Raw genomic sequence first — 14,453 nt, 5'->3', positions numbered from 1 at the left:
AACCGGTCGCCATGAGGGCGACGGCGGAAGGTTAGCGTCCTGCCTCCGCCAGTGCAAGCCCGTGCGGGAGCTGCACAGCCTGTGCGACGGTAATCACGATATGACAAATGGAAATTGTCATGCGGTGACAAGGGAGTATACGAACGCCATACGTCCCGCCAGGCTTGCCAATAGTCCTCACTTGATCCAACGTAATGACAAATGTCATTACATGAGAGTCTATTCCATGGCATCTATAAGCATCCGTATCGATGACGACCTAAAAGCGCGCGCCTATCTCGAATTGGAAAAGCTCGGCGTTACGCCTTCAGAACTGATGCGCCAGGCCCTGCAATACGTGGCGGATCGTGGCCAACTACCGTTCAAGCCCGTTCTGATGACCGAGGAAGATGAAGCGTTGATGGCCACCGTTCGGGAACGATTGGCATCTCCTCAACTGGTAAAGGTTTCTATAGATGAGCTATAGCCTTGATTTCGATGCGCGGGCATTGAGCTAATCGCCTGCATTACCTGCCCGACTGCTACAAAATCAAGCTGCGTAGCAACGGTTATAGGCTGGTTCAGGAAATCACTGTGGTGACCGACTCGACAGTGGCGATGCCGCCGCGCTTGAATACGTTAGAGACAACCTGACTTGTCTGATTCGCAAGACGGTACATCCAAGTGCTGAGTTTATGCACGGTGTCGAAAAAGCTACGGAGGCGCTGTCCGATAAAACCAGTCGGATACGCTGGCACCTGAATGGTGTAATGATCGGTCCAGTAGGTTTTGCAGGCCGTGGAAAAACTGCGCTGCGAACTAAGCTTCAGGCTATCAAGGGCGAAGCTGACGCCAATCTGAGGTTCGACACACCCGGAGCGAGCATCGAACGTGATCAGAAACCATCCGTGCTCGGGTGGTGCTTCTATTCTGGCAAAAAATGGTCTGTACGTAGCACTGAACCAGTTGCTGGAAGAGAACTATGACCTGCCTCCTGGACGTCAGACCTTCATATCATCTCAACTGAGGCGTGAAGCACGCCGCTGGCATGAAGGCCGACGCACAGCCTAATTACTGCAAAGCTCCTCGCCACAGCTCCTACAGAACTGTATGAGCCGTATTGAATAAATGATCCAGCGTGACTACCTCTTATCAAAAAAGGTTTAAACGGCGGGGAACGTCGGTCAACGTTATTTTAACGACAACAGCTTCTCACGCCAGCCGTCTACTACTTCGACGAACGAACTATGAACCCACTGTGGCACAGTACTACGGGCCGGAACCATTATTTCACGAAGTGTACGGTTCGCCTGCCGACCATAGTTAAAACGGTACCGATTCGATCTGATTACGACGCAGTAATACAGCTTCTCTTCTAAACTCATGTCTTCAGGAGGGACCAGATAATACAGATCTCGGCCACTGTAAAAAGATTCAGGCTGGACAAACGTCTCAAGCACGCTACCACCACCCGCAACAGTGAGAAGTCCAGCGGGGAGCGGCTCAACCCCAGGCTGGCGCCTAACCCGTGCAGAGACTCCATTATTTCGAGCAGTCCGCGAGACAAAATTTACTCCTGACGCGTCTAGCACAAGGGCGTTCAACTCCATATTCAGGCCATAACGCACCTCAAAAATTGAAGAAACGGGAACAAGCTGATGTTTAATTATCATTGACCGTCTTCCTCGTCAGCAGCCGTTTTTCCTATCTGCGCCTTTGCAACAGCCTCATTCACTAGCTGAAACATTAAATATTTCTGCAAAGCCAATTCGTAATCAGATCGACTGAGCGCGGAATAGTCAGTTTCCATGTATGCCTCAGCACACCACTCTGCTTTATCATCGACCTCTTGTAATACGCTTTCTCCCGCGTGGACTGTCCGATTCCGGAACATCTTGACCCACTTGTCACGCGTGGATTCCCAGGTTCCGTCAAGATCAACACGTCCTTTATTTTTGGTTTTACTGAAACCATCCTCTTTCCAGTAACCGAACCATGTCGCACGATTAGAGTCCGCATGCGGTTCATGAGCAGTCCAAACCATAATGCAGCAAACGACACCGACCGGATAAAAAAGCTCAGTAGGCATCGACATGACTGCATCTAGCGTGTGGGCATCCATAAGCTCTTTTCTCAACGGGTTCGGTGAGATCGCACATGACATCGGAACAATAGCTATGCCTTTCCCTCCCGGGGCAAGGCTATCCAACATCTGCTGAATGAAGCGGAGCTCATGCAGATCCGCAGTTCCTTGGGCAAAAGGTGGATTTAGCATACCGACATTGGCCTGATGCACCTTAATCGCTGGTGCTATCGCCTCATCAAAACAGCTTCCTTGATACAAATTCGCCTTGCCATCACCTCTCAGAATCATATTGCTTGCAGCAAGCGCGAACATATTTGGTTGCTGCTCGACACCTACTAGGCCATGCTGTTTGATCCGAAGTCTCTCTGCCTCAGTATTCGCACCTCTCATCATCTGACTCATAGCAGATATAAGAAAGCCACCGGTACCAGCGCAGATATCCAGCACAGTTGATTTTTTGTTAACATTTGCGAGCAGAGAAAAAAGCTCTGTTATATGCCGCGGAGTTAAAACTATGCCCAGAGCTTTTTTGTCACCACCGGTATACTTCAAAAATTCGCCGTAAAACTGCCCAAGGATGTCAGTGCCTTCTTCCGCCGTGAGAAGAGGCGCAGCCTTCTCGTGGATTCTTTGTATCAACTCGTGCAGCACCCCTTTGGGGTAGTCCTTGGTCTTTTTTCCAAGCTCGGGATGGATAGCGATAGAAGCATAAGGCTGAGCCATGTTGTCCTGCTTCGCTTGGGGAATCTGGGCATGATGTATCTCATCCCGGATCGTATTTATCCACTTATCTGGAAGTTCCTTTACCGAGTGAAGTCCATAAGACGCGGCGAATGCCTTGTTACTAAGTGCTATCAATGTCCCGCTTACAAGCAATGGCTTTTCACTTTCCGTCAGCTTCGCATGATCACGCATGAAAACATGCAGCTCGCGTGCAAATGCCATCAAGTCTTCAATCCGCGCTTGTCGAACAGCCGGATCAAAAATCGCGTGATCGATAAAATCTTTCCAAGGGAGTATTGACCTAATAGGTTGCTCATCAGTCTTGCCCAGCAAAGGTCGAGGGCCTTTCCCCCCTTTGGGGTGCAGGTACACGGAGACTAGGGCGCCCTTTTTCGTCTCACCGCTAACTGCCACTGCGATGACGTTGAAATCCTTGGCAAGCTCGTTGGCGTAGTGGAGCGCCCCATCCACAGCGTAGCGCTTAACCCTCTTTACCCGTTCCTCATCTGATTCGTCAAGGATCGCCCCACTAAGCAATTTTTGCACTGACGGGCTCAGATGATCTCCGACAGCCGCTTTGCATTCAAAGACGATAAGAAAATCGGGCGTATCAGAATTGCTTATCAAAAATTCTGGATAGCCGATACCACCTCCGGCTGACTTACTCCCTGTGCGCAGACGCTTTCTAACCGCTTCGATTACACTTTTCTGCTCCTCGACGCTTATCGAGTTATCAGCATCGTAGTAGTCGAGCTCACGTAGAGCATCCCGGACAAGGTTTTCGGTATTGCGCTCATTTTTGACTTTTGCCACGTTTCGATCCCTCAAAGCAGAGCCGCTCCACTCAAGAGCTCGACTAGAATGTGGATGCTCAAGGCAAGAACGGATGATGTCAGACGCTACCATCGGGATCGCACAGCCCACAAAAATATGGCTGGATCCGCAGATCCACAGTGCTTTGGTGGCAATCGCCAATCCAAGCCACGGCGTTCATTAGAATGGTCTACAAACTACACAAACAAAAAAGCCCTGAATTAACAGGGCTTTAATGAAAATAATGGCGGAGAGATAGGGATTCGAACCCTAGGTACCGGTGAAGGTACAACGGATTTCGAATCCGTCCCATTCGGCCACTCTGGCATCTCTCCAACGGCGCGCATCATAACAGTGTGTTTCGCGGAAGCAAACCCCAAACGCGATTTTTTTCCGTGCTATCAGATGCTTGCGTCGATTAAAGCGGTACGCCGAGACGATTGGCGACTTCTTCGTAGGCTTCGATGACGTCACCGAGGCCCTGGCGGAAGCGGTCTTTGTCCATCTTCTTCTTGGTGTCTTTGTCCCACAGGCGGCAGCCGTCCGGGCTGAATTCGTCGCCCAGGACGATGGAGCCGTCGTGGAACACGCCGAATTCCAGCTTGAAGTCGACCAGCAGCAGGCCGGCGTCGTCGAACAGCTTGGTCAGCACGTCGTTGACCTTGAGGGACAACTCCTTCATGCGTGCCAGTTGCTCAGCGGTGCCCCAGCCGAATGCCACGACGTGGGATTCGTTGATGAACGGGTCGCCCTTGGCGTCGTCCTTCAGGAACAGTTCAAACGTGTAAGGGTTGAGCTTGAGGCCCTCTTCCACGCCCAGGCGCTTGACCAGGCTGCCGGCGGCGTAGTTACGCACGACGCACTCAACCGGGATCATTTCGAGCTTCTTGACCAGGCACTCGTTGTCGCCCAGCAGTTTGTCGAATTGGGTCGGGATGCCGGCCGCTTCGAGTTTCTGCATGATGAAGGCGTTGAACTTGTTGTTCACCATGCCTTTGCGATCAAGTTGTTCGATGCGCTTGCCGTCGAACGCCGACGTGTCGTTGCGAAACAGCAGGATCAGGCGGTTGGCGTCGTCGGTCTTGTATACCGACTTGGCTTTGCCGCGGTAGAGTTCTTCACGTTTTTCCATGATGGGCTCCGCTTGCTAAAGGGTGGGCTAGGCGATGTGTCGCCAATCTAGCCCTGAATCTTGATCGGCCAGTTGCAGCCAGTCCGGGTCGCACCCGAGGGTATCGACAAAACATTGCCGGGCCAGCTGCGGCAGGTTGTTCTTGCTGCTCAGGTGGGCCAGGACCAAGTGTTGCAAGTCTTGCCAGCCCAACTCATACACCAGGTACGCCGCCTGGTGGTTGTTCAAATGTCCGAGCTCGCCGCCTACCCGCTGCTTGAGAAAGTACGGGTAATGACCACGCGCCAGCAGGTCTCGACAGTGGTTGGACTCGATCATCAATGCATCGAGGTCGCGGTAACCGTCCAGCACCCTGGAGCAGTAGGAACCCAGGTCGGTGAGCACGCCGAAACGCCGCTCACCGTCACTGAAAACGTACTGCGTAGGCTCCTGGGCATCGTGCGCCACGGCAATCACATCGATGCTCAACGCACCAATCTGCAGCTGTTCGCCACCGGCCAGGAAACCTGCGGGTTCTATGGGTTTGCGCATCCCGCGCAATGTGCCGCGACTCAGGTACACCGGAAGATTGTAGCGCCGAGACAGCAAACCCACGCCATGCACGTGGTCGGCATGTTCGTGGGTCACTAGAATCGCGCTCAGCTGCGTGGGGTGAACCCCCAGGCGCAGCAGGCGCCGCTCGGTTTCTTTTAAGGAGAAACCACAATCCACCAGCACGTACGTGTCGTCGTGGGCGACCAGCGTGCCGTTCCCTTGGCTACCGCTGCCGAGAACGGCAAAACGCATCGGATCAGCCCAGGTTGTCCTGAATCACGCCCAACACTTTGCGCGCTGTTTCAGCTGGCGCAACGGTGTTGATGTTTTTCTCGACGGTGACTTGTACGCTTTCGCCAACCTTGCTCAAACGAACCTGGTAACGCTCGGCACGGGTTTCGATCTCTTCCTTGGTCGGCTTGCTGCCGAACAATTTGCCGAAGAAACCTGGCTCGTCGTCTTTTTTCTCAGCCTTTTCAGCCACGTTGATGTAGTACAGGCCCAGGCTGCGGTTGATGTCTTCAACTCGCCAAGGGCCCTTCTCCAACGCGCGGCCAACACTGGCCCAGGCGCGGTCGAGGTCTTCACCCAGGTTCAGCACGACGTTGCCGCTGCCGTCTTCGGTGAGGCTGACGCGGTTAGGCGTGTCGTAATCACGCGCGGCGAGCAGGGAAACCGAACCGCCCTTCTCGGAGATCCGGCTCATGCTGGCCAGCATCTCGTCGACCAACGCGGCGTCTACGCCCATGTTGACCGAACGCGGGGTGAAGTCGACGTTGGCGGTGCTGCCGGCAGGACGCTCGGCGCTGACCACATAGACTTCACTGGTGTTGCGCTGCACGCCTGGCTCGATGCGCACACGCACACGAGCTTCGTTATCGGCGGCTACACCACCGGCCTGCAGACGCTGAGCCATGTTGGCGGACAATTCGCTACCGCGCTGCCATGCAGTGGTGAACTCACCGGTCTGCGGGCGTTGCTGGTCGATGCGGAAACCGTTGTCCTGGAAGAACTGCAGCGCCACTGGCCAGACTTCGGCAGGTGGACGCTGGGCGATGATCCAGCGGTTGTCGCCGCTCTTCTGCAGGCTGTAGTCGCTGGCGTCCGCCACTGCCGAGATCGGCTGCGGACGCGGCACCACGTACTCACCCTTGGTGGTGTCGTCGGCGACGTTGCGCGGGATAGGCAGCAACGGGTCAAGGCGCTTGGCGACATTGACGTCCGGCGGCAGTTGCATCGGTTTGGTTGCTTGTGCTTCCAGGTAATCGCTGCCGCGGTCACGGAAGTAACCATCCGGGCCCCAAATCCAACCGCAGCCACTGGTGCTGGAGATAATCAAGGCAAGTGCGGAAAGTCCGGCCAATCGCTTCATGCGTAGTGCTTCCTCAATTAAACCAGGACGCCGGACTGGCGCAGGGCCTGTCGCAGCGGTTCGTGACAGGCTTCGCTGAGCCGGGTGAGCGGCAGACGGATACCGTCCGGCATCAGGCCCATCTCAAACAGCGCCCATTTCACGGGAATAGGGTTGGATTCGATAAACAGTGTTTTGTTGAGCGGCATCAGCTTCTCGTGGATCGCGCGGGCAGTCACCGCATCGCCGGCGATGGCGGCGGCGCACAGCTCGCTCATGGCGCGCGGGGCGACGTTGGCGGTCACGGAGATGTTGCCTTTGCCACCCAGCAGGATCAGCTCGACCGCCGTTGCGTCGTCACCGGAATACACCAGGAAGTCACTGCTCACGCCGGCCAGGATGTCCCTGGCGCGCTGCAGGTCGCCAGTGGCTTCCTTGATGCCGATGATGTTCGGCACGGTGGACAGGCGGATCACGGTCTCGGCCTTCATGTCGCAGGCAGTACGGCCGGGCACGTTGTAGAGGATCTGCGGGATATCGACGGCTTCGGCAATGGTGCGAAAGTGCTGGAACAGGCCTTCCTGGGTCGGCTTGTTGTAGTACGGGGTCACCAGCAGGCAGGCATCGGCGCCGGCTTTCTTGGCGTTTTTGGTCAGCTCGATCGCTTCACGCGTCGAGTTGGCGCCCGTACCGGCGATCACGGCAATACGGCCTGCGACGCGCTTGACGACGAATTCGATCACCTGGATGTGTTCTTCCACATCAAGTGTGGCCGACTCACCCGTGGTGCCGACCGCCACAATGGCGTTGGTGCCCTCTTGCAGGTGGAAGTCCACCAGTTTGCCCAGGCTATCCCAGTCGAGATGACCTTGTGCATCCATGGGTGTGACCAGTGCCACCATACTGCCCGCAATCATGCAACCGCTCCTGCCGGAAAAAGAGAGCCGTAATGGTACTGGCGCCAAGATGCTTGTACAAGCGAAGTACCGCCTGAGGATGCGTTCTGAGCCAACTAAACGACGGGCAATGCCATCATTGGGCCAAAGCGTGCCTTGAAGCACGCTGAAATCAGACCGATCACGCAATGAAAACGCCACCTCCTATCCCTTGGCGACGGTTTTCGCTACCCTTCATCCTTTGATCGATACAGCCCTCACCGTATCGACCGCTCATCGTTTTAGGAAGGCTGCATGTCCACCCCCACAGTTCGCGAACAATTCCTTGTTATCAGTGCCCTCGGCGCCAACCCCATGGAGCTGACTAACGTCCTGTGCCGCGCCAGCCATGAAAACCGCTGCGCCGTTGTGACCTCCCGCCTCACTCGCCACGGCGAATGCAGCGCGCTGGTGCTGCAGATTTCCGGCACCTGGGACGCCTTGGCGCGCCTGGAGACTGGCCTGCCCGGCCTGGCCAAGAAGCACGATTTCACCGTCAACGTGGTGCGCAGCGCCGCGCTGGAGAACCGCCCACAGGCGCTGCCGTATGTGGCGTATGTCAGCTCGGCCTACCGCTCGGACATCGTCAATGAGCTGTGCCAGTTCTTTATCGACCACAACGTCGAGCTGGAAAACCTGACCTGCGACACCTACCAGGCGCCACAAACCGGCGGCACCATGCTCAACGCCACGTTCACCGTGACCTTGCCGGCCGGCGTACAGATCAGTTGGCTGCGTGACCAGTTCCTGGATTTCGCCGATGCCCTGAACCTCGACGCACTGATCGAGCCATGGCGCCCACAGAACCCAATGTAAGAAGGAAGCACTCATGCCGGTAGCCCTCGACAAACCCGTAGCCGATTTCGAAGCCCAGGCCACCAGCGGCCAGACCTTCAGCCTCGCTGCCCTCAAGGACAAGCAAGTGGTGATCTACTTCTACCCCAAGGACAGCACCCCGGGCTGCACCACCGAAGGCCAGGGTTTTCGTGACCAATACGCAGCGTTCAAGGCCGCCGATACCGAAGTGTTTGGCGTGTCCCGCGACAGCGTGAAGTCCCACGAAAACTTCAAGGCCAAGCAGGAATTCCCCTTCGAGCTGATCAGCGACAAGGACGAAGCCGTTTGCCAGCTGTTTGATGTGATCAAGCTGAAGAAGCTGTATGGCAAGGAATACCTGGGTGTGGATCGCAGCACCTTTTTGATCGACAAAAAGGGTGTGCTGCGCCAGGAATGGCGTGGTGTGAAAGTGCCGGGCCATGTGGATGCCGTGTTGGCAGCGGCGCAGGCGTTGAACAAGGCTTGAATCAAATTGGGGGCGAGCCTGGTGGGCTCGCCCCAAGTGTTACAACAAAGGCGCCACCACGGGTTCTTGTCGCGGCCACGCATCCAGCACCGCCTTGAACAGCGTCGCCAGGGGGATGGCAAAGAACACACCCCAAAACCCCCATAGCCCACCAAACAACAACACCGCACAGATGATCGCTACCGGGTGCAGATTGACCGCCTCCGAGAACAGCAGCGGCACCAGCACGTTGCCGTCCAGGGTCTGGATAATGCCGTACACCGCCATCAGATAGATGAACTGATCACTCCAGCCCCACTGGAACAACGCGATCAACATCACCGGCACCGTCACCACTACCGCACCGACATACGGCACCACCACCGACACACCCACCAGCAACGCCAGCAGCGCTGCGTAGTTCAGACCGAGCGCGACAAACGCGATGTAGGTAACGCCCCCGCAGATAACAATCTCAATGACCTTGCCACGGATGTAATTAGCGATCTGCCGGTTCATTTCCTCAGCCACACGGGTGATCAGTGCCCGCTCGCGTGGCAGGTAACCGCTGACCCAGCGGCCAATCATTGCGCGGTCTTTGAGGAAGAAGAACACCAGGATCGGCACCAGTACCAGGTAGATCATGATATTGACCAACAGTGGCAAACTGGACAGGGAAAAAGTCAGCGCCCATTGCCCGAACTTTCCGATCTCACCGCGCGCCACTTCGATGGCCTGCAATACCTGCTCGTCCGAAACCAGGTGCGGATAGCGTTCCGGCAGCAACAGCAACAGCGATTGCCACTTGGCGAGCATGCCCGGCAGCTCGTTAAACAGGGTGATCAGCTGATGCCACAACAACGGCAACACCACCACGATGAACACCACCAACAGGCCCATGAACAGGGCAAACACCAGCCCCACCGCCACTGCGCCCGGCAAACGCAACCGCTCCAGCGTGGTGACCAGGCCCTGCATCAGGTACGCCAACACCATCCCCGCCAACACGGGTGCCAACATGCCGCCCAAGGTGAGCACGGCGGTAAATGCCAGGAACAGCAGGACGGCCAGCACCACAGCTTCTTCGTCGGAGAAGTAGCGCTGAATCCAGTCTCGTAACACTTTGAACATCAATCAACCTCAAGTGGTGGGGGCAAACGGTTCAGGCCTTGCGCAACCAGTAACGGTACACACCGGCAGCGTCTTCTTCGTGTAACAGGGTATGCCCGGCCAACTTGGCGAATGTGCGGAAATCGCGCTGCGAGCCTGCGTCCGTGGCGATCACCTTGAGCACGGAACCGCTGGCCAACCGGTTGAGCTCCAGCTTGGCCTTGAGCAGCGGCAATGGGCAATTGAGGCCGCTGGCGTCGAGTTCGGCATCAAAGGCTACAGCGTCGGTCATGGTTTTACTCCGGGCAAGCGTTTCGGGTGCTTAGAATATCTGGTCCGAAGCTCAGTGTCCGGCTACAGTAAGCTCTTTGTCGAAAGGCTTTGTGCATGACTTTTTTGCGCCCTACCCTGCTGACGCTGGCTTGCCTGCTGGCCTCTCCGGCCTTTGCTGACGACCTGCCGTCACTCGGCGACGCCAGTTCTGCCATTGTCTCGCCACAACAGGAATACCAACTCGGCCGCGCGTGGCTGGCGTACCTGCGCGGCCAGGTCTCGCAGCTCAATGACCCGCAGCTTAAGGATTACGTCGAAACCAGCGTGTACAAACTGGTGGAAACCAGCCAGGTCAATGACCGGCGCCTGGAGTTCATCCTGATCAACAGCCCGCAGCTCAACGCCTTTGCCGCCCCTGGCGGGATTGTCGGGGTCAACGGCGGCCTGTTTCTCAATGCCCAGACCGAAGGCGAATACGCCTCGGTGCTCGCCCACGAATTGGCGCACTTGTCCCAGCGCCACTTTGCCCGGGGCGTGGAAGCGCAGTCGCGCATGCAAATCCCGATGATGGCCGCTTTGCTCGGCGGCATTATCGCGGCGGCGGCGGGTGCGGGTGATGCCGGTATCGCCGCAATTGCCGGCAGCCAGGCAGCAGCGATCCAGGAACAACGTCGCTTCTCCCGCCAGAACGAACAGGAGGCTGACCGTATCGGCATCCTCAACCTGGAAAAGGCCGGGTACGACCCGCGCTCCATGCCGACCATGTTCGAGCGCCTGATGCGCCAATACCGTTTCGACGCCAAGCCACCGGAATTTTTACTGACTCACCCGGTTACCGAATCACGGATCGCCGATACGCGTAACCGCGCCGAGCAAGCCAAACCGGGTGGCAAGGAAGACAGCCTGCGTTATCAACTGATTCGCGCGCGGGTACAGTTGCAATACGAAGACACACCGGGCCTCGCCGCCAAACGTTTCCAGGCGCAGCTGGACGAGAACCCGAAAAACGATGTGGCGCGCTACGGCTTGGCCATCGCCCAGATCAAAGGCACGCAACTCAAGGAAGCGCGGGAAAGCCTTGCGCCGCTGCTGGCCAAAGCGCCCAACGACATCACTTACAACCTGGCGCAGATCGAACTGGACATCACCAGCAACCGCTTGCCGGATGCCCAGCAACGTACCGACCGAATGCTCACCCAGTACCCCGGCAACTATCCGCTGAATCAGGTGCGGGTGGACTTGCTGCTCAAGCAGAACCGCACCGCCGATGCGGAAAAGGCCCTGGATGCGCTGCTCAAATCCCGCCCTGATGACCCCGACGTCTGGTATCAGGTCGCCGAAACGCGCGGGCTGTCCGGCAATATCATCGGCTTGCATCAAGCGCGCGCCGAGTACTTTGCATTGGTGGGCGACTTCCAGCAGGCCATTCAGCAACTGGATTTTGCCAAGCGCCGTGCGGGCAACAACTTCCCACTGTCCTCACGTATCGACGCGCGCCAACGTGAGTTGATCGAACAGGAACGGCTGGTAAAAGGGATGATGAGCTAAACCCATCGCCCACAAAAAAGCCCCGCTTTCGCGGGGCTTTTTATTGTTCCAGCAGATTACTCGGCCAGCTTGAAGGTGATGAAGCTCGCACGCCCTTGACGCAACACGCGCATCGATACCGAACGGTTCTTCGGCAGCGCCTTGGCGATGTCGGTGAACTGCTTGGTGGTGTCGATGGCCTGATTGTTCAGGTGGGTGATCACGTCACCTGGCTGCAGGCCAATCAAAGAGGCAGGACCGTCCTGCACTTCCTTGATTACTACGCCGCTTTTAAGGTCGAAGCTCTTCTTCTGCTCATCAGTCAGCTCGGCCACAGCGATGCCCAGGCGGTTGCTGCTGCGCTCGGCGCCCGGCTTGGCGTTACCCAGGGCATCCAGGGTGGCGCCTTCTTCCGGGATCGCACCCACGGTCAGCTCAACGGTCTGGCGCTTGCCTTCACGAATCACTTCCAGCTTGGCTTTGCTGCCTGCCTTGAGTGCGCCTACCAGGTGTGGAAGGTCCGCCGACATGATGATCGGCTGGCCATTCATGCTCAGGATCACGTCACCTACTTGCAGGCCACCTTTGGCAGCCGGACCGTCGTCCTGGATCTGCGCGACCAGGGCACCGGCCGGTTTATCGAGGCCGAAGGACTCAGCCAGGTCCTTGTTCACTTCCTGGATCACTACACCCAACCAGCCACGGCTGACCTTGCCACCGCTTTTCAGCTGGTTGGAAACGTCCATGGCCACGTCGATCGGGATGGCGAAGGACACGCCCATGAAGCCACCGGAACGGGTATAGATCTGCGAGTTGATACCGACCACTTCGCCCGCCAGGTTGAACAACGGACCACCGGAGTTACCCGGGTTAATCGGCACGTCGGTCTGGATGAACGGTACGTAGTTTTCGTTTGGCAGGCTGCGGCCGATGGCGCTGACGATGCCTTGGGTGACGGTATGGTCGAAACCGAACGGTGAACCGATCGCGACTACCCACTGTCCGGCTTTCAGGTCCTGGGATTTGCCCAGCTTCAAAACCGGCAGATCTTTGCCTTCGATTTTCAGCAAGGCCACATCGGAACGCGGGTCGGTGCCGACGAGCTTGGCTTTCAGTTCACTGCGGTCAGCCAGGCGCACGAGGATTTCGTCAGCGTCGGCAATGACGTGGTTGTTGGTGAGGATGTAGCCATCGGGGGAAATGATGAAGCCCGAGCCCAGGGACTGCGCTTCACGCTGCCCACCGCCACCACGCGGGGAACGCTGTTGCGGCATGCCACGCTCGAAGAACTCGCGCAACATCGGCGGCAAGCCTTCCAGGTCCGGCATCTGCTGGTTCGAGACTTTGCGATCCGGCAGTTTCTGCGTGGTACTGATGTTCACCACGGCAGGCGAGGCCTGCTCCACCAGTTGGGTGAAGTCAGGCAGCTCGGCCGCTTGCGCGGACACGGCCTGACCCAGCACCAATACCGTGGCGACTATGGATAGGTAAGACTTCAAACGTGGTATCGACATACAGCTCCCGTTACGACGAGCAGGGTTGAGCGACAGGGTTCAAGAAACGCCGAAAACTGCGACCGACATCTTTGTTCCGCGAACAAAACAAGGCCAGAGCCGACAAGCCCTGACCTATAAAAAACATGGGGATTTTTTGCAAGTGAAAATAATGATCCAGAGATTTCATACTCTCAGCACCCGACCCGGATAAGCGCAGATTGAAAGGTCAGGATGAACATAGGATTAACAACTCACGGCTTGGCGGCTGTCTTTTCGCCGCGTACGGAGAGCGCAATGCGCTCGGCGGTGCCGATGGGAATTTCGCCGACCACCGTCACCATAACTTCGCCATCGACGGTGTTCAAACGGCGCGAAACGGCGACGGTTGGGCCCAGCTGTGTGCGGGTTTCACTTACGCTCGCGCCGTCGGTTGACTCAAGGAACACCGAGAAACGTGCAAGGCCATCGTCATACATCAAGCTGTCGACGGTGGACTTGGTCTGGGTATCTTTACGCGCAATGCTACTGGTGAGTTGGAAACCAGGAGGCAACCAATCCAGGTGCCAAGCATGGGTGGCGGGCACTTCTGGCGCTTTACTCTGCGAAACGGCGACAGGCGTGCATTCGCTGCTGGGCTGCAAGTCGCGATCGGAGGGCGCTGGCGAAGTGGTCAGTCGAGTGAACTGAAAACGCTCCAGCAACTGGCCTTGGTCGTTGAGTAACAAAGATTTCAGCGGCAGCGCGGTTTCACGATCTACGTGCAACTCAAAGCCATATCGATATTGATCGCGCGGCGTGATCGACACAATCACCGCATTACGACCGGCCACGCGCGATTTGCCAATGACGGCCAGTTCGTAGAATTGAGTTAGTTTTTGCGGATCAAGTGCGCGCGACGGCGCATCAGGGGAATTACCCAGGCCAGCGACCAAAGTGCCACTGACGCATTGCGTCCGGCCATTTACGCGCACAACCTCTTGCGCCGAGCCATCGAGCTGCAAAAGCCGCTCTCGGACTTGACCGTCCTGGACACGATGCCAGATGTCATGGGTAGAAAAACTGCCGTTGCGTTCGTAGACGAACGTACCTTGAAAGCTTTGCTGCTGCTCTGCACGCCCAAGTCGAGTCAGCCAGTCTTGGGCTTCGTCGGCATGGGCGGATAGTGCAAAACAACCACTGAGCAAAAGCGTAAGGAGCGGTATGGCGCGCATA

General features: G+C 57.0%; 13 protein-coding genes and 1 tRNA gene. 4 read left to right on the top strand and 10 right to left on the bottom strand.

The window, feature by feature from the left end; all coding sequences use genetic code 11:
* Positions 1 to 226 precede the first annotated feature (226 nt).
* Positions 227 to 466, top strand: coding sequence for a type II toxin-antitoxin system RelB/DinJ family antitoxin (locus L8I05_RS10570; protein ID WP_242168798.1), 240 nt, complete (start codon positions 227 to 229; stop codon positions 464 to 466).
* A gap of 1,182 nt (positions 467 to 1,648) precedes the next feature.
* Here L8I05_RS10570 and L8I05_RS29545 read toward each other — a convergent pair.
* From L8I05_RS29545 to dapA, 6 genes are all read right to left on the bottom strand, one after another.
* Positions 1,649 to 3,601, bottom strand: a complete 1,953-nt coding sequence (locus L8I05_RS29545; protein ID WP_242168796.1) for an N-6 DNA methylase — start codon at positions 3,599 to 3,601, stop codon at positions 1,649 to 1,651.
* Between the two features lie 245 nt (positions 3,602 to 3,846).
* Positions 3,847 to 3,936: transfer RNA gene (locus L8I05_RS10560), tRNA-Ser, on the bottom strand.
* 83 nt (positions 3,937 to 4,019) lie between these two features.
* Entirely contained in the window at positions 4,020 to 4,733 is a 714-nt protein-coding gene (gene purC, locus L8I05_RS10555; RefSeq protein ID WP_242168794.1) for a phosphoribosylaminoimidazolesuccinocarboxamide synthase, read from the bottom strand.
* A gap of 27 nt (positions 4,734 to 4,760) precedes the next feature.
* Positions 4,761 to 5,519: an MBL fold metallo-hydrolase gene (locus L8I05_RS10550; RefSeq protein WP_159954832.1), complete on the bottom strand. Its 759-nt coding sequence runs from the start codon at positions 5,517 to 5,519 to the stop codon at positions 4,761 to 4,763.
* A 4-nt stretch (positions 5,520 to 5,523) separates the two neighbouring features.
* The gene (gene bamC, locus L8I05_RS10545; RefSeq protein WP_159954831.1) at positions 5,524 to 6,639 is read right to left on the bottom strand and encodes an outer membrane protein assembly factor BamC; all 1,116 of its coding nucleotides are present in this window, start codon (positions 6,637 to 6,639) and stop codon (positions 5,524 to 5,526) included.
* A 17-nt stretch (positions 6,640 to 6,656) separates the two neighbouring features.
* Positions 6,657 to 7,535: a 4-hydroxy-tetrahydrodipicolinate synthase gene (dapA, locus tag L8I05_RS10540; protein WP_242168792.1), complete on the bottom strand. Its 879-nt coding sequence runs from the start codon at positions 7,533 to 7,535 to the stop codon at positions 6,657 to 6,659.
* A 273-nt stretch (positions 7,536 to 7,808) separates the two neighbouring features.
* On the opposite strand from dapA, the gene L8I05_RS10535 reads away from it, so the two are divergent.
* Positions 7,809 to 8,369: a glycine cleavage system protein R gene (locus L8I05_RS10535; protein WP_003172487.1), complete on the top strand. Its 561-nt coding sequence runs from the start codon at positions 7,809 to 7,811 to the stop codon at positions 8,367 to 8,369.
* 13 nt (positions 8,370 to 8,382) lie between these two features.
* A complete protein-coding gene (locus tag L8I05_RS10530; RefSeq protein WP_242168790.1) occupies positions 8,383 to 8,856 on the top strand; it encodes a peroxiredoxin in 474 nt (157 codons plus the stop codon).
* A gap of 39 nt (positions 8,857 to 8,895) precedes the next feature.
* Here L8I05_RS10530 and L8I05_RS10525 read toward each other — a convergent pair whose 3' ends face one another.
* Together L8I05_RS10525 and L8I05_RS10520 are read right to left on the bottom strand one after the other, a co-directional pair.
* Positions 8,896 to 9,966 (bottom strand): AI-2E family transporter, encoded by a 1,071-nt coding sequence (locus L8I05_RS10525; protein ID WP_083359648.1) that lies wholly within the window; start codon positions 9,964 to 9,966, stop codon positions 8,896 to 8,898.
* A gap of 31 nt (positions 9,967 to 9,997) precedes the next feature.
* A complete protein-coding gene (locus L8I05_RS10520; RefSeq protein ID WP_242168788.1) occupies positions 9,998 to 10,237 on the bottom strand; it encodes a sulfurtransferase TusA family protein in 240 nt (79 codons plus the stop codon).
* Positions 10,238 to 10,332: 95 nt separating this feature from the next.
* On the opposite strand from L8I05_RS10520, the gene L8I05_RS10515 reads away from it, so the two are divergent.
* Positions 10,333 to 11,766 carry a M48 family metalloprotease gene (locus L8I05_RS10515; protein ID WP_177016138.1) on the top strand — a complete coding sequence of 478 codons (1,434 nt, stop codon included), beginning with the start codon at positions 10,333 to 10,335 and terminating at the stop codon, positions 11,764 to 11,766.
* Positions 11,767 to 11,822: 56 nt separating this feature from the next.
* On the opposite strand, the gene L8I05_RS10510 is transcribed toward L8I05_RS10515, so the two are convergent.
* Entirely contained in the window at positions 11,823 to 13,259 is a 1,437-nt protein-coding gene (locus tag L8I05_RS10510; RefSeq protein WP_159954825.1) for a DegQ family serine endoprotease, read from the bottom strand.
* Positions 13,260 to 13,492: 233 nt separating this feature from the next.
* Positions 13,493 to 14,452 (bottom strand): MucB/RseB C-terminal domain-containing protein, encoded by a 960-nt coding sequence (locus L8I05_RS10505; RefSeq protein WP_159954824.1) that lies wholly within the window; start codon positions 14,450 to 14,452, stop codon positions 13,493 to 13,495.
* Between the last annotated feature and the right edge of the window lies 1 nt (position 14,453).

It is taken from the genome of Pseudomonas sp. MONT-RG-20F-20-E-7-02 (assembly GCF_022662395.1).
In the GTDB taxonomy this organism is placed as follows: domain Bacteria; phylum Pseudomonadota; class Gammaproteobacteria; order Pseudomonadales; family Pseudomonadaceae; genus Aquipseudomonas.
The sequence above is the reverse complement of the archived record's forward strand: the minus strand, read 5'-3'. Positions and strand labels throughout refer to the sequence as shown.